This window comes from Streptococcus sp. 3705, assembly GCF_013277145.1.
Taxonomy (GTDB): Bacteria; Bacillota; Bacilli; order Lactobacillales; family Streptococcaceae; genus Streptococcus.
The window spans coordinates 1-19478 of record NZ_VMMJ01000016.1 but is presented as its reverse complement, the minus strand read 5'-3'; the positions used below and the strand labels follow the sequence as shown (position 1 = coordinate 19478).

Below are 19478 nucleotides of genomic sequence, written 5' to 3'. Positions count from 1 at the left end.
TTTCTTTATTTTTGCAAGCGCTTACCCAGCAAATCGTCCCATGACTTTCTCGTTTCCGTCTTTTACTAATTTTTCATTTTGTGGTATAATTGAAATAATTGTAACGAATCAAGGTCAATCTAGACACAAAATGGAATGAAATCAAGCAAATCTATGCTAAAAGTTTGGAATAAGCTGACCTGTAAATAGAAAGGAACTATATGATTTACAAAGTTTTTTATCAAGAAACAAAAGAACGTAGCCCACGCCGTGAAACAACACGCGCACTTTACCTAGACATCGATGCCAGCTCAGAACTTGAGGGTCGCATCGCTGCTCGCCAACTTGTCGAAGAAAATCGCCCAGAGTACAATATCGAGTATATCGAACTCTTGTCTGACAAATTGCTAGATTACGAAAAAGAAACTGGCGCCTTCGAAATTACGGAGTTCTAATATGGCCTACACTCTTAAACCTGAAGAAGTCGGCGTTTTTGCCATCGGTGGTCTGGGAGAAATCGGGAAAAACACTTACGGGATTGAATACCAAGATGAGATTATCATCGTCGATGCTGGGATTAAATTCCCAGAAGATGACTTGCTGGGTATCGACTACGTTATTCCTGATTACTCTTACATCGTAGACAACATCGACCGCGTCAAGGCTGTTTTGATTACCCACGGACACGAGGACCACATCGGTGGGATTCCATTCCTGCTCAAGCAAGCAAATGTCCCTATCTATGCTGGACCGCTTGCCTTGGCTTTGATCCGTGGGAAACTCGAAGAACACGGCCTCTTGCGCAACGCCAAACTTTACGAAATCAACCACAACACTGAGTTGACCTTTAAAAATCTCAAGGCAACTTTCTTTAGAACTACACACTCTATTCCAGAACCTTTGGGGATTGTCATTCATACTCCTCAAGGGAAAATTGTCTGTACGGGTGACTTCAAGTTTGACTTAACACCAGTTGGTGAACCAGCAGATTTGCACCGTATGGCTGCGCTTGGTGAAGAAGGCGTGCTCTGTCTCCTGTCTGACTCAACAAATGCGGAAGTGCCAACCTTTACCAACTCTGAAAAAGTCGTTGGCCAGTCCATCATGAAGATTATCCAAGGCATAGAGGGACGTATCATCTTTGCATCCTTTGCCTCAAATATCTTCCGTCTCCAGCAAGCAACAGAAGCCGCTGTTAAGACTGGACGTAAGATTGCAGTCTTTGGTCGTTCGATGGAAAAGGCCATTGTCAACGGAATTGAGCTTGGTTACATAAAAGCTCCTAAGGGAACCTTTATCGAGCCAAATGAAATCAAAGACTACCCTGCAGGAGAAATTCTGATCCTCTGTACAGGTAGTCAGGGTGAGCCTATGGCGGCCCTCTCTCGTATCGCCAACGGAACCCACCGTCAGGTGCAACTCCAACCCGGCGATACCGTTATCTTCTCTTCAAGTCCAATCCCTGGAAATACGACTAGCGTCAACAAGCTGATTAACATCATTTCAGAAGCTGGTGTCGAAGTTATCCACGGTAAGGTTAACAATATCCATACATCTGGACACGGTGGCCAGCAAGAGCAAAAACTTATGCTCCGCTTGATTAAGCCAAAATACTTCATGCCTGTCCACGGTGAATACCGCATGCAAAAAGTCCACGCTGGACTAGCAGTGGATACTGGTGTTGAGAAGGACAATATCTTTATCATGAGCAATGGTGATGTGCTTGCCCTTACTGCTGACTCAGCTCGTATCGCAGGTCATTTCAACGCCCAAGACATCTATGTCGATGGAAATCGTATCGGTGAAATCGGTGCTGCTGTCCTCAAAGATCGTCGTGATCTATCTGAAGACGGTGTCGTTCTGGCAGTCGCAACTGTTGACTTCAAGTCGCAGATGATTCTATCTGGTCCAGACATCCTCAGTCGAGGCTTTGTCTATATGAGAGAGTCTGGAGACTTGATTCGCCAAAGCCAACGCATCCTCTTCAATGCAATTCGTATCGCACTGAAAAACAAGGACGCTAGCGTGCAATCTGTCAATGGTGCCATTGTCAACGCTATTCGCCCCTTCCTCTATGAAAATACAGAACGTGAACCGATTATCATCCCGATGATCCTCACACCAGATGAAGAATAAGTCAACAAAACAGCCCCGATTTTTCGGAGCTGTTTTTCTCTATGCTTTCTTTTGAGATTGAAACTCAATAAAAATCGAAATCAGACTAGAAGGCTAGGTGAAATCATAACTTGAGTTAGGTGAGCCGAAGCCGACGACGTATCATTTTGATTTTTGAAGAGTTTTTGAAATACTACGATTTTTACCTTCCAAATACACCATCAAAATAGAAATATCTGCTGGGTTTACTCCCGAAATACGGCTGGCTTGGCCGATGGTTTCTGGATTGATGAGTTTGAACTTCTGACGAGCTTCGGTTGCAATAGAATCAATGTCATCCCAATCGATATTGGCTGGAATGCGTTTTTCTTCCATGCGTTTCATCTTAGCAACCTGATCCATGGCTTTGGAAATATAGCCTTCGTATTTGATTTCTGTTTCAATCAATTCGATAATCTTATCATCCAAGTCCTCTGCAGCTGGTCCTATAAAAGCTACCACATCTTGGTAAGAAACTTCTGGACGGCGAAGGAATTCCTTGGCTGTCACTGCATCGGTCAACGGTTTAAAGCCCATCTCCTCAACCTTGGCATTGGTTTCCTTGACTGGCTTGAGTTTGATACTGTCTAGGCGTTTCATCTCATTTTCAAATTGATTTTTCTTGATTTCAAAACGAGCCCAGCGTTCATCATCCACAAGACCAATCTCACGTCCCATCTCAGTCAAACGCATATCAGCATTGTCATGACGGAGGATGAGGCGGTATTCAGCACGACTGGTCAAAAGGCGATAAGGCTCAATCGTTCCCTTGGTCACCAAGTCATCAATCATGACCCCGATATAACCGTCACTGCGCTTCAAAATCAACTCAGGCTTGCCTTGGATTTTCAGAGCCGCATTAATACCTGCGATAATCCCTTGCCCAGCAGCTTCTTCGTAACCTGACGTTCCATTTGTCTGACCAGCAGTGAAAAGACCTGAGATTTTCTTGGTTTCCAGAGTTGCACGCAATTGATGAGGCAAGACCATATCGTACTCGATGGCATAACCTGTTCGCATCATCTCTGCATTTTCCAAACCTTTGATGGAATGAACCAAGTCACGCTGGACATCCTCAGGCAGACTGGTTGAAAGTCCTTGAACATAGACTTCCTCAGTATTGCGCCCTTCTGGTTCAAGGAAGAGTTGGTGACGTTCCTTGTCCGCAAAGCGCACAATCTTATCCTCAATCGACGGGCAGTAACGAGGTCCCACTCCCTTGACCACACCTGTAAACATAGGCGCACGGTGGAGGTTATTTTGGATAATTTCATGACTGGTACCATTGGTATAGGTCAACCAGCATGGCACCTGATCCTTGACATAATCCTCATCACGTGAAGTGTAAGAGAAGTGATTAGGAGCTTCGTCTCCTGGCTGAATTTCTGTCACATCGTAATTGATAGAAGAAGCCTTGACACGTGGAGGAGTTCCTGTCTTGAAACGACCAATTTCGAGGCCCAATTCCTTGAGATTGTCAGCAAGGTTAATAGAAGCCAAGCTGTGGTTAGGACCTGATGAGTACTTGAGGTCTCCGATGATAATTTCCCCACGGAGGGCTGTTCCTGTCGTCACGATAACAGCCTTGGCAGCATACTCTTGATGAGTCGCTGTACGAACACCGACAACCTTGCCATCTTCCACCAAAATCTCATCAATCATGGTCTGACGAAGGGTCAGATTTTCTTGATTTTCAACTGTCTTGCGCATCTCCTTAGAGTAAAGCTCCTTGTCAGCCTGCGCACGAAGGGCACGAACGGCAGGACCTTTCCCAGTGTTGAGCATCTTCATCTGGATGTAAGTCTTGTCAATGGTCTTGGCCATCTCGCCACCGAGGGCATCAACTTCACGCACGACAATTCCCTTGGCAGAACCACCGATAGAGGGATTACAAGGCATGAAAGCCAGCATTTCAATGTTAATGGTCGCAAGCAAGACCTTGCATCCCATACGGCTAGCAGCCAAGGAAGCCTCAACCCCAGCGTGTCCCGCACCAATTACAATAATATCGTATTCTTCAGTAAAATGATATGTCATATTTCTCTCCTATTTCTCAAGATGAATGTGTCTTAGTTGGCCGTCCCAATCTGGCAGGGCTGTTTTTAGAAAGGCTGGAACTAGATTGATACCCTTAATCTTGTCTATGTCAATCCACTCACAAGGCTGCGTTTTTTCGTCTTCCTGCATGGTCAATGGAGCATCTTCAAGCAAGTCCACCAGATAATGAAACTCGATATTGTAATAGGAAACACCGTCCTGTTCAAAATGATTTTCAACCACAAAAGCTAGCTGCCCAGCTTGAGCTTTAACACTCAGTTCTTCCCTCACTTCGCGGACTACCGCGTCTTCCGTTCTTTCATTGACTTGGATAGCACCACCAATTGTGTAATACTTGCCCTTATCTTTGGTGACTAGAAGCTTACGATTTTGGACAATCAAAGCTGTCGCCCGAACACCAAAAACCGTATTGCCTACTTTTGTCCGAAAGTCTTGTTGAGTCATTTCTATCCTTTCCCTTAAACGACACAAAAACAGTCAAAACTCCAAAGAGGTGCAGGACAAAAAAGCCTGCAACATCCATGAGCTTTGACCATCATTTCTATTGCTTTTATTATTGTAGCAAATTGAGAAAATTTGTCAATCTAAATGTACTGACAAACTTGTCCATCTCGGTAAGCATTGTCAATCAAACCACCACCTAGACATTCTTCGCCATCGTAAAAGACAACTGCCTGACCTGGTGTAATCGCGCGTTGCGGTTCTGCAAAGATAACCTCTGCCTTATCTCCTTTGACATGGACGGTCACCTTAGAATCAGGCTGACGGTAGCGGAATTTTGCTGTGCATTCTAGCGTAAATTCCTCTGGCATCTCACGAGTAAAGTGGACTTGACTGGCTTCTAGGCTGGTTGACATGAGCGAATCATGGTAGAAACCTTGGCCTACATAGAGGATATTCTTGCTCAGGTCTTTTCCGACAACGAACCAAGGGGCATTGTCACCACCATGTTGGCCACCGATACCGAGACCTCCACGCTGACCAATCGTATAGTACATAAGACCTGCATGCTCGCCCATATCGTGACCATCCACAGTCATCATGCGACCAGGCTGAGCTGGCAAGTAGTTACTGAGAAAGTTTTTAAAGTTCTTTTCTCCGATAAAGCAAATTCCTGTCGAGTCTTTCTTCTTAGCAGTCGCAAGGCCTGCTTCTTCTGCTAATCTGCGAACTTCAGGCTTTTCCAAATGTCCCAATGGAAACATGGTTTTTTGAAGTTGCTCTTGCGAAAGTTGGCTGAGAAAATAGGTCTGGTCCTTGCCATTGTCCACGCCACGAAGCATGTGAACAGTGCCATCCTCATCACGCGCTACTCGAGCATAATGCCCAGTCGCAACATAATCTGCCCCCAAGGTCATGGCATAGTCCAAAAAGGCCTTGAACTTGATTTCCTTGTTACACATAACGTCTGGATTTGGCGTGCGCCCTGCACGGTATTCCGCTAGGAAATACTCAAAAACGCGGTCCCAGTACTCTTTTTCAAAATTGACAGAGTAGTAGGGAATGCCAATCTGGTCTGCCACCGCAGCCACATCCTTGTAATCTTCGGTCGCCGTACAGACGCCGTTTTCATCTGTGTCATCCCAGTTCTTCATGAAGATACCGATCACATCGTAGCCCTGCTCCTTGAGAAGAAGAGCCGTCACCGACGAATCAACACCACCACTCATCCCCACAACAACACGTGTTTTAGAGTTATCACTCATGGTAAGTCTCCCATCTATTCGTTTATTTATACCCCTCAAAATTCTATTTACTATGACTTTCAATAGAATTTCTTCGAGTATAGTCTTTTCGTTTGCTTTTAGGACTAGGCAACGAGTCGCAGGCATAACTTGAGTTCGCTCAATCAGTCTGGGAGACTGATTGAGGTTATAAATCAGACAAGCTAAGCTTGCATCTCATTTCGAGTTAACGACGTAATAAAAGATAAACGAAATGACTAGTTCACGATTGAAGGTCGTGTGTGCTTAACGATTGAAGGTCGCTTGAGCAGTATTCATTATAACATGCTTGGTTAGAGAAGACAAGAAAGAGGTTGTCAATCGACCAACCTCTTGTTCTGCGTAACTTCTCAAAGTAACTTCCAGCTCTCTCCCAAAACTGGAAGTTAGTCTCAGACGACGAATTATGCTAGAATTAAGCCTGAGACTTTTCGTGCGAAAAGTCTCAAACTAAACGCTAGCAACTGGAAGTTACTCTAAGACGACTCTGTTTTAGGGCTATTTGTCGTGCACTTTTTTCTGTGTCTTTTCGCTTTTGAACCCTTATATATCAAGAAAAAGAAAACCAGCGGAAGTTAGTCTAATACGGATTTCCACTAATTTCACGCGTTTTTCTCATACTAAAAGCTAGGTTGGGGGAAACTGGAAGTTAGTTTTAGAAGTTACCACCTCTTATTCTGAACCTATCAATCTATCACTTTCTAGCTTCATTCGCTTTCTTAGCTTGTTCTATCTGGTATTTGACTTGGTCAAATCCTGTACCTCCCAAGGAATTTCGTCTTTGAACCGCAGTTTTAGGTTGCAAGTAGACATAAATATCCTCAGCAATGAGGGAATGATAGGTTTGCAATTCCTCCAAAGTCCAGTCTTGAATATTTTTAGCAGACTTGATAGAGTCTAACACTAATCTTCCCACAACCTCATGAGCCTCTCTAAATGGCAAGCCTTTCCCTGCCAAATAATCTGCCAACTCAGTTGCATTTGAAAAGTCCTTCTCTGTCGACTCTTGCATTTTTTCCTTGTTTACCTGCAAGCTAGATAACATACCTGCCAATACATCGAGGGAATTTAAAATCGTTTCGACCGTATCAAACATTCCTTCCTTATCCTCTTGCAGATCCTTATTATAAGCTAAGGGCAAGGACTTCATGACTGTCAATAGTCCAAACAGATTCCCATAAACTCTACCAGTCTTTCCTCGAATCAACTCAGCCATATCTGAATTTTTCTTTTGTGGCATAATAGAGGAACCTGTTGTAAACGTATCTGACAAGGTAATGAATTGGTACTCAAAACTACACCAATTGATCATTTCTTCGCAAAAACGGCTCATATGCATCATGAGTATGCTGGCATTAGACAGAAATTCTAAGATAAAATCGCGGTCACTAACAGCATCCAAAGAATTTGTATAAGGTTGCTTAAACTCTAACAAATCGCTAGACAATTGGCGATCAATGGGGAAAGTCGTCCCTGCCAAAGCTGCTGCACCTAGAGGGCATAGGTCTGTATGCTTCTGGTTAAATTCAAAACGTTCACTGTCTCTCTGAAACATATTGTAGTAAGCCATCAGATGGTGGGCAAAACTAATAGGCTGGGCATGTTGCAGATGGGTATAGCCCGGCATGATCGTCTCCACATGATTTTCCGCCAAATCTAATAAAACACCCTTGAGATGGGCCAGTTTATCTAGGACATGGCCTAGTTGCTCCTTGAGATACAAGTGCATATCTGTCGCAACTTGGTCATTTCGAGAACGAGCTGTGTGTAACTTCCCTGCAAGGGAACCAATTTTTTCTGTCAGCAACACTTCCATATTCATATGAATATCTTCGTTTGCAATATCAAAATCAAGTTGTCCTTCCTCTAGCTCTTCTAAGAGCTCTTTCAAGCCTGCTTGGATCTTTTCTGACTCCTCCAAACTCAAAATGCCCGTCTGACCCAACATCTGAACGTGGGCTAAGGAACCAATCACATCAAATTTAGCTAATTTCTGGTCAAAAGATATACTCGCACCAAAGCGCTCTACCCAGTCTTCGACAGTACCTTCAAAGCGACCACCCCATAATTTTGTATTCTTAGCCATATCACATCCACCTCTCTATCCAATCGCCCTATTTGGCGCTTTTTTGAACCTCAGAATGAACCTTGGTTGGAAGTCCCCACAACTTAATAAAGCCAACAGCCGCATCTTGGTCAAAGGTATCTGCACTAGTATAAGTCGCCAAATTTTCATCGTAAAGAGAATTTGGTGATTTCCGAGCCACGACCTGAGCGCTCCCCTTATACAGTTTGACTTTTGCAGTTCCATTGACAACTTTTTGGGTCTCTTTAATATAAGCAATCAAGGCTTGCGTAGCCGGACTAAACCACAAAGCATTATAAATGAGATTTGATAATTCATTTTCTATGATTGGTTTAAAATGAGCCACTTCTCTCACAAGCGTCAAGTCCTCAATTTCCTTATGAGCTGTCAGCAAGGCCACTGCGCCTGGACACTCATAGATTTCTCTTGATTTAATCCCAACCAAACGATTTTCCACGTGATCAATCCGTCCGACCCCATGTTTTCCAGCTATTTCATTGAGTTTTTGAATCAAATCTGCCAATTTTAACACTTCTCCATTGAGGGAAACAGGGACACCTTCACTAAACTCAATATCAATGTATTCTGGCATATCTGGAGCTTGCTCTGGAGAAGTTGTGATGCCAAAGGCTTCTTCTGGAGCCTGATTCCATGGATTTTCCAAAATACCACACTCATTGGCACGTCCCCAAAGATTTTGGTCGACAGAGTAGGGATTGTCAAGGTCAGCAGGAACAGGCACCCCATTTTCCTTGGCATAATGAATTTCTTCCTCCCGAGACCATTTCCATTCACGAACTGGTGCAATCACTTTTAAATTGGGATCCAAGGCTGCAATCGATACTTCAAAACGTACTTGGTCATTCCCCTTGCCTGTACAACCATGAGCAATTGTAGTCGCTCCTGTCTGATGCGCTATTTCAACCAATTTTTTAGAAATGAGAGGGCGGCTCAAGGCAGATACCAAGGGATACTTTTGTTCATAGTAGGCATGTGACTGAAGAGCCACTAGCACATAATCTGTAGCAAATTCGTCCTTAACATCAATGACATAAGATTCGACTGCCCCAACCTGAAGAGCCTTATCATGGATGAAATCTAAGTCTTTCCCTTCACCCACATCCATACAAACTGCAACAACATCATAGTCTTTCTTCAACCAGGTAATAGCAACTGATGTGTCTAAACCGCCAGAATAGGCCAAAATTACTTTTTCTTTACTCATGTTCTTTTCCTTCTTTCTATTTTTCAATGGATGCTTTAAATGCATCCTCAATGAGTTTGTCTAATTCCCCAGACTCCTTCAATTTTTGAATGGTTTTATCGACTGCCTCTTTCAATTCCTTGCTATCTTTTTTCATGGCGACCGCGTAGGAATCATCCTTTTCTTGATTAAACTCAATTTCAGCAATTGCTAAATCAGGATTATTTTCCACAAATCCCTTGGCAACAGGTTCTTCAAAGATAACTGCATCCACTTGCCCTGATTTTAAATCTGTGATTAAATTCCCATTTTTAGGCAGAGATACGAGGGAAGAATTTTGTAGCAGGTCTTTCGCCATCGTCTCTTGAATCGAACCTTTCTGCACTCCGACCTTTTTCTGCGCCAAGTCATTTACAGACTGATAAGTGGCCAAGTCAGATTTTTTGACAATGAGCTTATTTTTTGCAGTATAGTAGGGAATTGAAAAGTCAAACACCTTGCTCCGTTCGTCTGTCTTAGAAACACCAGATATGGCAAGGTCGGCTTTTCCTGATTGAACACTAGCCAATACATTATCAAAACTCATAGGAGATAGTTCCAATTCGACACCTAGTTCTGTTGCGATAGCCTTAGCTAATTCGATATCTGAACCCACAATCTGATTTTTCCCATCAACCACTTTTTGGTATTCAAATGGAGCAAAATCCGGATTGAGGGCTACAACCAATTTTCCTTTAGACTTGATAGCTTCAATTCCAGCCGATTGATTGTTACTACAAGCAAATAGTAGGGGGAGCATCACTAAACCAAACATCGTCATCAACACCTTCTTCATCTTATTCATAACAAAGCCTCCTTTATGTTTATTCTTTTTAGTTGTATAAATAATACTACTATCCTCATCGTTTGTCAAGCCTAAATTGAAAATTTTTTCAGTTTAAAACAAAAAAACCTAGAAATACTACATAAAAATGTCATTTCTAGGCGTATTTATGCTATTTCTCTTTGGAAAATATGAGTATTCAGTCAGTCAAAAGGAGCTGAACGAACTCATTTTCCCTCGCCCAATTCAATGATACGATGACATTGTTGGGCTACATAAGCATCGTGGGTCACAATAATGACTGTTTTCCCCTCTCGATTCATCTCTAAGAGAAACTTCAAGACCAAATCTCTATTTTCAGGGTCCAGCGAACCTGTTGGTTCATCGGCTAAAATCAGCTGGCTGGGTTTTAAGATGGCTCTAGCAACTGCAATTCGTTGTTGTTCGCCACCAGACAACTCGGAGACCTTTTGATGCAAAGTAGCTGACAAACCTACTCTCTCTAAAATCTCTTCCACCTTTTTGAGCTTGTCTTTCTTGGACAATTTCACATATTTCAGTGCCAGCATAAGATTGTACTCGACCGTTTCATCATCAATCAGGGCAAAATTTTGAAACAGATAAGAGATATGTTCACGGATTATTGTTTGCGACTTAGCAGAATTGACCGCTAGATTTGTCTGACCAAAAATCTCATACCGTCCGCTATAATCACCATCTATCAAACCTAATAAATTTAACAAGGTCGACTTACCACTACCACTCTTACCAACAATGGCTACCAAATCCCCCTGATCAATCCTGAGAGACAAGTTATCCAAAATCACTTTTCCCCCAATGACTTTGGTAATATTTTCCAACTCAATCATAAGATGCCCCCTTTCAATAATTCTACTAGACTTCTTTTCTCCATCCTAGAAGCCAAGGCTAACACAAATAGTATATCCAGACATGTAAAGCCTGCAAACAGCAGAAGTGGCAAGAACGCATGGGCAAAGAAAATCAATACTAGAAGAGGGAGACTATAGCCCAGCAAGAGCAGAACGAGGAGAGGACGGTAGCGATCGACCAGTTTCCACCCCATAAACTTCTTGGTAATGATATCCCTGCGCTTCAACAAGAAAGTAGTAACGAGTAAAAAGTAGGAGACAATCATACTGAGAAGAGCAAATAAGGCAAAAAGAACGTTAAAATTACGAACAGAATCCCGATAAGAATCCACTTTCTCTTGTTGAATGGCTTGAATAGATGAAAATTTTAAATAATTTCCATCTGACAATTTCTCAACTAACTCTGTAATCTCTTTTTGATGTTGAACCGTATTTTCAATTTTAATCGGATTATTTAAGCCAGTTGTTGACAGGGAGGCTTTCTCATCCCACATCATATCAGAATCATTGACCAAGCTAATAATTGGATTGGAGAGATTTTCCTTTCGCTTATCACTATATGGGAAAAATGACCAATCTCCTTCATAATAGGCAATCTCGACATCCATCTCCTCTATCGTTCGTTTTTGCTGCTCTTCATACTTCATCGAATGAAAGGCAATTAACTTCCCCAAGAGCTGATTTTTATCTTCTTCACCTTTCGTACTTGCTGGCATCAAAATAACTTTTTTAATACCGGTATCTGGTAGCTTGAATCCCTTGCTCTTTAGAAAATTGCGATTGGCATAGTAAACATCCACCGTATCTGTTAACTGATATTGCTGAATCTGTTCTGATTGGACAAAATTTTTTACAGGAAGACTGCTACTCTGCACATAGCCCGCCTGCGTTTTTTCTACCAAATCCTGATAAAATCGATAGAAATAATCTGTAGATTTCCCTGACCCTGCTAGCTCTTCTTGCCACAGATTATCATTGAGTTTGAAGGTTTCTAAGGTCAGGTAATTACCTTGACTTACCCACTGTTGCTGATAAGCAAGCTCTTTGTTTTGCTGTTCTAGACTTCTCCCCACCCCAATCAGTAAGGCCGTCAGTAAAATAGTTGTCCCTATTTTCATCACATAATTGAAGATGAGACCAAGTTTGACAGATGAAAAACCTTTCAACATGGAACTGACTGTCATTTTCTGAATCATCAGGTAGGTCAGCCAACTGATGAACAAATACAACTGTAAAAGCAGAAATTGGGATAAGAGTAAACTTGGAAACAAAAGTTTTGGCCTGTAGTCCAGCACTAAAAATAGTCCCAAGTCAATGACAAGACTTCCACCCAAGAGAAGATAAAAATTAGTCTTTACAAAACCAGCTAAAATCGCCCTGCTTTGAAAACCAAGTAACTTTTGAACCCCCACTCGTTTCATCTCCATCATCGGCTGATAAACTGTCATTAAAATCACAAGCAAGATTGCCAAGATAAAGATAATGATAGATAGTAACAACTCTTGATTTAGCACTCCAACCTGACTTCGGTAAGTGGGTTCTAATAAAATCGTCTTATCTATCTGGAAAAAATCACTCCACTTTTGTAGAATGGTATCGCGATCTATCTCTTTGCTGGAGGTAATCATGTAGCGTCCATTTACAGTATGGGATTTATCCTCAATATAGGATTGGAAGGTCTGGAGTCGAATGAGTTTCACCTTTAAAAAGGTGGGAATGGTTCCTAGATTATTGGGAAGATCCTGGTTGCTGTAGACTCCCTTCTCATTCTTTGAAAAATCAAGAGAAGTCAGACCGAACTCCTGATAGGGGAAGGTTTCCTTATCAAAAACACCAGCCTTGACGACCTCATCGCCATTATCTACTTTGATAATAGAGACCTTGTCTTGGCTTGCAACCTCTTCAAAAAATTGGAGAATCGTTTCTGTCGGTTTAGTGACATCTTTCAAGTACAAGTCAAATGAATAAGTTGTCTTGCCCATCTCCTGAATCCGCACTATTTCTCGTGTAACATTTACATTCAAGACAAAAAACGTAGTACACAGCAAGAGCAGGAGCATACAAAGATGACTGATTTTTTTCATAGAGATACCTCCCGTGAAGAGACGAAACTGGGAAAAACTAACTTTCCAATAAAGCCACACAGTGATTCTCTCAGCTTAATTGTGTTCAAGGCTGAAAACACTGTGTGGTTTTTGAATGTTTAGAGGTTAGTTTTTTGAGCAATCGTCTATCAAAATGTCCGTTTATCTGTCAATAATCCGAGAAAATCTTGTCGTTTCAAGTCGGAGAAGTGTTTGGTAGAAAGACTTCCTTTTTGAAGTCCATCATCTCTAACCTGCAAATAATAGCTATGTTGGCTTGTTTTAATTGTCAAAAAATCGCCAAATATAAAAACTCTTTTCCAGTTGCGAATCTCAAATTCTTTTATCTCTGATTTTGGAATGCGGATAAGTCCTTGTCGCAAATCACGATGATGCTCACTTGTGAAAGTCATCCCATTCCCAATATTTCTTATCAGTAGTTCATCTGGAGTTACCATCACCAGCGCTATTTTAGTTAAGAAAATTTCAACTGTTGGTGGTAAAATCGCTAGATTAAACCAAGGGTGTAAGTAGCGATAAGCTAAGAAATAGTTAGGTTCCTCACCCAATCCTAGTTGTTTATATAAGGTCTTGACCTCACTATCTAACCTCGCTTCAAAAGACACATCCGAATGCGCTTCTTCCTTCTTCTGATTAAAATAACGCATCCAGACTAGAAAACCTATAAAGACTATAATAAATATTCCTGATAAGAGATATTTTACATTGTAGTTCATCACTTAACCTCCTGATTCACGACTTAATCTAATCAACATAGGGTAGAGACGACTTATATTATAGTATATTGAGGTTAGAACAAGACGAGTCTGGGACAAAAAGATTTTGATTTTACGAATTCTTTATTATAAGTTTTTAAAATCGATAGATTAGACAAAAAAACGAACAAAATAGAATTATGAGTGCCATATAACTTGTTTTTGTTCGCTTTTTATATTTAAGGTTAGACTTTTGTCCCAGACTCAAATATCTTAATTACGTTGTCTCTTCCTAATTCAATCTACTATAAAATACTTTTCCTACTATATGCGAACTAAGTCCCCTAACAAGAGATAGCATTTAATGCTACTCCTGCTACAACAACAGCTACATTAAATTTAGCTAATTGAGATGAGGTAAATTTAGATTATTAACTTTAGTAAACAAGAGAAATTCCTATTTTTTCTTTTTATCATTGAAAAAATAAAAAATAAAATTTTCAATCATCAGTGTTACAATAAAAAGTCCAATTAAATCAGTTAATTTCATCCTCATCCAAAACCAAATAATATAGGCTAAGATAGTGAAAACCGTTACTGTATATTTTATTGGTTTAAACATTTTAAACTATACCATGACAAAGTAGCTGCAATTGCCACACCAGAAGTTTTTACGGTAGATTTTAATACCAATTTTGCAATCTTTGGCCACGCTTTCTTTTGAATAAGTCCTGATAGCCCTCCCAGACCTCCACCGAATATATCTGTTAATAAATTTATTCCCAAAAAGTCTATAGTGGAGTCCAGCATACAACTCATCCAACTCCTAGAATAAAAATCAGACTTCATATTCTGCAGAACTATATCTGTTTCCTTTGGATCCGATAATATTCGAATTCCCTCCGCTATATAAGGAGCTTGTTCTTTACCATAAGTCTGTTGTAAAGCATCCATATCAATCACTCGATTACCATTTTCATCCAAGTAACTAGCAATTTCAAATAAATAACGAAATTCAGATGCTATTTCTCTTTCTTCGGAAGTCAATTGAATACTAGGTGATGAATTGTCATCCGCATAAGCCACAAAGCTAGGTATTGACACTGCGCTCAACATCGTAATAATCATCAACAAACTTAAACTTTTACTCAATCTATTAAACATCTTTCTACCTCCAGTCTATCGGTTATTCTATTCAATTGCCATAAAACTAATTTAAAAATATAATTTTAGTTCCCCTATTATAAATTATTTAAAAATTATCCATTGGACTCACCTTCCTTTCATTTTTACAACTAGCGCATTATATCGGCCAGTTCCATGGGAAAACCGTAGCAATGCTGAATAAGAAAGCAAGAATAACTAAAAAACGAAAAACTTTTTTATTCATACTCTTTCCCTCCTATCTGTATTTCGTATCTATAGTATACCTCTTCTTTACTCTATTTTAAAATTAGTTAACTTTTTTCACACACTATTTTAGTTTTCTTTTTTACTATTTCTGTTACTATGATACAATATTTTTAATTGGATTTTATTATTTGTTAACTTTTTTCACGAAAAGGAGAAAATTATGCGTTATGATTTCGGAAATATCTATAAAGAAATACGTGAGTCAAAAGGCTTGACTCAAGAAGAGGTCTGCGGAGATGTCCTTTCAAGAACTAGCCTATCAAAGATTGAAAGTGGCAAAGCAACTCCCAAATATGAAAACATGGAATTTCTTCTCCGGCAAATCAATATGAGTTTTGAAGAGTTTGACTACATCTGCCATCTCTATCAACCGAGCCAACGAACAGAAATCATGCAAACTTATCTCAATATGACTTCCATCATTGGTAGTAATAGTCTAGTTCATTTTTTTGAAACATGCCAAGACTATCTCAAGACCCACCACGACCTGCCTATAGAAGAAATAAGGGATATGCTGGAAATTGTCATTCATATCCGTCAACATGGTACAGAGCAACTGTCAGACCAAGTGAAACAGACTGTCAAAAAACTTTGGGAAAAAATTGAAAAACAAGATACATGGTATGAAAATGACCTAAAAATCCTCAATACCATCCTTTTCAGCTTTCCCATTGATCACCTCCATCTCATTACTGGAAAAATCTTGCAACGCTTGGAAGTCTATAAAAACTACCAACATTTATATGACTTACGAATGGCAATCCTACTCAATCTGTCCACCATTTACTTATACCATCAAGACAAAAACATGTGTCAACAAATCTGCTATACTTTACTAGAGGATGCCAAGAAAAAGAAGCACTACGATAGACTTGCTATCTGCTATGTCCGTATCGGGATTTGTAGGGATGACGCTAGACTTATCCAAAAAGGTTTCTCACTTCTGGAGCTGACCGAGGAAACTTCTATGCTGTCTCATCTCAAAAAAGAAGTAGAGATCTATTCTCAACCGAAGGAAATATAAAAAAGTCGAGGGATTTCCTCGACCTTTTCATATTATTCTGTTCGTCAGTTCTTAATACCAGCCATTGTTAAGCCAGAAGTTTTTAGCGGCTGTCCATGAACCGTAACGTCCTGCAACATAGGCATCTGCTACACGTTCTTGGTTTTCAGCTGAGTAGTCACCGTTCAAGTATGAATCTGTCAATTGGTAACGTCCGATATAACGTCCGTTTGTAGCTGTGTAGCTACCGCCTGATTCTTTCTGAGCGATCCATTCTTTGGCTTCTGCTTCAGATCCGCTTACAGTTGAAGCAACAATTTCTTCTGCTACTGTTTCGCTTGCTACTGGAGTTTCCTCCTCTACCTCTGTAGTTTCTGCCACGGTGGCTGAAACAGCCTCATCTTGGGCAGCTGGAGCTTCATAAGTCGTTGAAGCTGGTGCTGCTGGCGCTACAGGACCATCGATAACCAACTCTTGACCAACATAAATCAAATGAATGTTATCAATGTGGTTGTTTTCTGCCAATTTTTCAACTGTTGTGTTGTGAGTTTCAGCGATTTCTGAAAGTGTATCACCTTCTTTAACTGTGTAAGTTGATGATTCTTGAGCAGATACAAATGATGGAGCAAATACTGCAAACAAGGCAGCTACTCCTGCAAGAGTTGTTTTAATCTTTTTAGTTGTTGATTTCATATTTGAAAATTCTCCTTCTTTCTATACTTCTATCATACCCTTTAAATATTACTGTTTCTTGACACTTTTATGTAGAAATATTACAAAATTATTTTTTATTTCCCTAAATAAGGTGTTTTTTGTCATAAAAGATACTATTTTTATGCTATTTAAGGTATTAGAAAGGTTTTCATCCACAATTAAAGTCAAGACCTTTATTCTTTGATATAATAGAGATAAGAATTTTTATAAGGGGAAACTGATGAAATCACTTCGTTTTCAATCTGTCTTTGATATCATCGGACCAGTTATGATTGGCCCATCTAGTAGCCATACAGCTGGTGCTGTTCGTATTGGGAAGATTGTCTCTTCCATTTTTGATGATACTCCGACAGAAGTCGAATTCCAACTATTTAACTCATTTGCCAAGACCTATCGTGGCCACGGGACAGACCTAGCCCTTGTTGCAGGTATTTTAGGCATGGATACAGATGATCCTGAAATCCCAAATAGTCTGGAGATTGCCCACAAACGTGGTATCAAGATTGTCTGGACAATTCAGAAAGACAGCAATGCTCCTCACCCCAACACCACTAAAATTACCGTTAAAAATGCGCACAAGACCATCAGTGTGACTGGTATTTCTATCGGTGGAGGAAATATTCAGGTAACCGAACTCAATGGCTTTGCCGTCTCTCTTAATATGAATACACCGACTATCATCATTGTTCATCAAGATATTCCAGGAATGATTGCCCTCGTAACAGAGGCCCTTTCTCGCTATGGTATCAATATCGCCCAGATGAACGTTACTCGTGAAAAAGCTGGTGAAAAAGCCATTATGATTATCGAAGTTGACAGTCGCAACTGTGATGATGCCATCGAAGAAATTCGAAAAATCCCTCATCTCCACAATGTCAATTTCTTTAAATAGGAGGAAGCATGTTTTATTCTATCAAAGAATTGGTCGAGCAAGCAGATCTGGACTTTCAAGGAAATGTTGCAGAACTCATGATTACAACAGAGTTTGAATTGACAGGTCGCGAACGTGAAGAAGTCCTCCTTCTCATGGAACGCAATCTGGAAGTCATGAAAGCCTCTGTCCAACTTGGCCTCAATGAAAATAAATCTCGTAGTGGTCTGACAGGTGGAGATGCTGCCAAATTGGATCACTACATCAAAAACGGAAAAACTCTGTCAGATTATACGATACTCTCAGCTGCCCGAAATGCTATCGCAGTCAATGAACACAATGCTAAAATGGGCTTGGTTTGTGCCACTCCGACCGCTGGAAGTGCTGGCTGTCTGCCTTCCGTTCTCACTGCTGCTATTGAAAAATTAGACCTCAGCCACGAGCAACAGCTGGATTTCCTCTTTGCTGCCGGTGCCTTTGGACTAGTCATCGCAAACAACGCCTCTATCTCGGGTGCTGAAGGTGGCTGTCAGGCCGAGGTTGGTTCGGCCTCTGCTATGAGTGCTGCAGCCTTGACTCTAGCTGCTGGTGGGACACCTTATCAGGCCAGTCAGGCCATTGCCTTTGTCATTAAAAATATGCTAGGCCTCATCTGTGACCCTGTTGCCGGTTTGGTCGAAGTTCCTTGTGTCAAACGCAATGCCATGGGAGCCAGCTTTGCCTTTATCGCAGCAGACATGGCCCTGGCAGGTATCGAATCTAAAATTCCTGTGGATGAGGTTATCGATGCCATGTACCAAGTAGGAGCAAGCATGCCAACTGCCTTTCGTGAAACAGCTGAAGGTGGACTCGCTGCCACACCTACTGGTCGTCGCCTCCAAAAAGAAATTTTCGGAGAATAAGCTTATCAAATAGGAGAAACCATGACCTCTATCACAGCGATTTTTTTCGATCTGGATGGAACCCTCGTTGACAGTTCTATCGGGATTCACAATGCCTTTACCCATACCTTTAAGGAGCTCGGGGTGCCTAGCCCTGATGCCAAAACGATTCGTGGTTTTATGGGACCGCCCCTCGAAAGTAGTTTTGCGACCTGTCTGCCTAAAGAACAAATTTCTGAGGCTGTGCAAATTTACCGTTCTTACTATAAGGAAAAAGGCATCTATGAAGCTCAACTCTTTCCTCAGATTGTAGACTTGCTTGAGAAGTTATCGAGCAGTTATCCACTCTACATCACCACTACAAAGAATACTCCAACCGCTCAGGATATGACTAAAAACTTGGGCATCTATCATTTCTTTGATGGCATTTATGGTTCCAGCCCTGAAGCACCCCATAAGGCCGATGTCATTCGCCAAGCCTTGCAGATACATCAACTAGCGCCAGAACAAGCCATCATCATCGGAGATACCAAGTTTGATATGCTTGGAGCTCAAGAAACAGGCATTCAGAAATTAGCCGTCACTTGGGGATTTGGAGAGCAAGCAGATCTACTAAACTATCAGCCTGATTATATCGCCCACAAACCCATAGAAGTTTTAGAGTATTTTCAATAACATAGACTGGGTAACAACTCCATTTCAGAAGAAAATGGAGTAATACCCAATGAAAATCAAAGAGCAAACTAGGAAAGTAGCCGCAGGCTGCTCAAAACACTGTTTTAATGTTGTAGATGGAACTGACGAAGTCAGCTCAAAACACTGTTTTGAGGTTGTGGATAGAACTGACGAAGTCAGCTCAAAACACTTTTTTGAGGTTG

At 41.0% G+C, this 19478-nt stretch carries 17 protein-coding genes; 6 read left to right on the top strand and 11 right to left on the bottom strand.

The genetic code is table 11. The annotated features are described in order from the left end of the window. Positions 1-200: 200 nt before the first annotated feature. Both HT714_RS04970 and HT714_RS04965 read left to right on the top strand, forming a co-directional pair. Positions 201-434: a DNA-dependent RNA polymerase subunit epsilon gene (locus HT714_RS04970; RefSeq protein ID WP_000639572.1), complete on the top strand. Its 234-nt coding sequence runs from the start codon at positions 201-203 to the stop codon at positions 432-434. Position 435: 1 nt separating this feature from the next. Then, entirely contained in the window at positions 436-2115 is a 1680-nt protein-coding gene (locus HT714_RS04965) for a ribonuclease J (protein WP_060805918.1), read from the top strand. Positions 2116-2256: 141 nt separating this feature from the next. Here HT714_RS04965 and mnmG read toward each other — a convergent pair whose 3' ends face one another. From mnmG to HT714_RS04915, 10 genes are all read right to left on the bottom strand, one after another. After that, positions 2257-4170 (bottom strand): tRNA uridine-5-carboxymethylaminomethyl(34) synthesis enzyme MnmG, encoded by a 1914-nt coding sequence (gene mnmG, locus HT714_RS04960; RefSeq protein WP_000220956.1) that lies wholly within the window; start codon positions 4168-4170, stop codon positions 2257-2259. Positions 4171-4179: 9 nt separating this feature from the next. Then, complete coding sequence (locus HT714_RS04955) at positions 4180-4635, bottom strand: NUDIX hydrolase (protein ID WP_172930787.1); 456 nt, start codon at positions 4633-4635, stop codon at positions 4180-4182. Positions 4636-4775: 140 nt separating this feature from the next. After that, the gene (mnmA, locus tag HT714_RS04950) at positions 4776-5897 is read right to left on the bottom strand and encodes a tRNA 2-thiouridine(34) synthase MnmA (protein WP_173225033.1); all 1122 of its coding nucleotides are present in this window, start codon (positions 5895-5897) and stop codon (positions 4776-4778) included. Positions 5898-6609: 712 nt separating this feature from the next. Then, positions 6610-8001: an argininosuccinate lyase gene (argH, locus tag HT714_RS04945; RefSeq protein ID WP_173225030.1), complete on the bottom strand. Its 1392-nt coding sequence runs from the start codon at positions 7999-8001 to the stop codon at positions 6610-6612. A gap of 28 nt (positions 8002-8029) precedes the next feature. Then, positions 8030-9226, bottom strand: a complete 1197-nt coding sequence (locus tag HT714_RS04940) for an argininosuccinate synthase (RefSeq protein WP_173225027.1) — start codon at positions 9224-9226, stop codon at positions 8030-8032. Positions 9227-9242: 16 nt separating this feature from the next. Next, on the bottom strand, positions 9243-10049 hold the full coding sequence (locus HT714_RS04935; RefSeq protein ID WP_173225024.1) for an ABC transporter substrate-binding protein: 807 nt from the start codon (positions 10047-10049) through the stop codon (positions 9243-9245). A gap of 206 nt (positions 10050-10255) precedes the next feature. Next, positions 10256-10897, bottom strand: coding sequence for an ABC transporter ATP-binding protein (locus tag HT714_RS04930; protein WP_173225021.1), 642 nt, complete (start codon positions 10895-10897; stop codon positions 10256-10258). Further along, positions 10894-13002 (bottom strand): bacteriocin-associated integral membrane family protein, encoded by a 2109-nt coding sequence (locus HT714_RS04925; protein ID WP_173225018.1) that lies wholly within the window; start codon positions 13000-13002, stop codon positions 10894-10896. Before HT714_RS04925 ends, HT714_RS04930 begins: the two co-directional genes overlap by 4 nt. A gap of 149 nt (positions 13003-13151) precedes the next feature. Beyond that, on the bottom strand, positions 13152-13739 hold the full coding sequence (locus tag HT714_RS04920; protein WP_173225015.1) for a hypothetical protein: 588 nt from the start codon (positions 13737-13739) through the stop codon (positions 13152-13154). A gap of 585 nt (positions 13740-14324) precedes the next feature. After that, positions 14325-14882 (bottom strand): hypothetical protein, encoded by a 558-nt coding sequence (locus HT714_RS04915; protein ID WP_054383455.1) that lies wholly within the window; start codon positions 14880-14882, stop codon positions 14325-14327. 409 nt (positions 14883-15291) lie between these two features. Between HT714_RS04915 and HT714_RS04910 the strand changes: the two genes are divergently transcribed. Then, positions 15292-16155, top strand: coding sequence for a helix-turn-helix transcriptional regulator (locus HT714_RS04910; protein ID WP_001268183.1), 864 nt, complete (start codon positions 15292-15294; stop codon positions 16153-16155). A 51-nt stretch (positions 16156-16206) separates the two neighbouring features. Here the strand turns inward: HT714_RS04910 and HT714_RS04905 are convergent, their stop codons facing one another. After that, on the bottom strand, positions 16207-16827 hold the full coding sequence (locus HT714_RS04905) for a LysM peptidoglycan-binding domain-containing protein (protein WP_173251601.1): 621 nt from the start codon (positions 16825-16827) through the stop codon (positions 16207-16209). Between the two features lie 241 nt (positions 16828-17068). On the opposite strand from HT714_RS04905, the gene sdaAB reads away from it, so the two are divergent. From sdaAB to HT714_RS04890, 3 genes are read left to right on the top strand one after another with little or no spacing between them, the layout of a single operon-like run. Next, on the top strand, positions 17069-17740 hold the full coding sequence (gene sdaAB / locus HT714_RS04900; RefSeq protein WP_000838910.1) for an L-serine ammonia-lyase, iron-sulfur-dependent subunit beta: 672 nt from the start codon (positions 17069-17071) through the stop codon (positions 17738-17740). 8 nt (positions 17741-17748) lie between these two features. Then, positions 17749-18621: an L-serine ammonia-lyase, iron-sulfur-dependent, subunit alpha gene (sdaAA, locus tag HT714_RS04895; RefSeq protein WP_000500043.1), complete on the top strand. Its 873-nt coding sequence runs from the start codon at positions 17749-17751 to the stop codon at positions 18619-18621. Between the two features lie 21 nt (positions 18622-18642). Then, positions 18643-19275, top strand: coding sequence for an HAD family hydrolase (locus HT714_RS04890; RefSeq protein ID WP_173225006.1), 633 nt, complete (start codon positions 18643-18645; stop codon positions 19273-19275). Positions 19276-19478 lie beyond the last annotated feature (203 nt).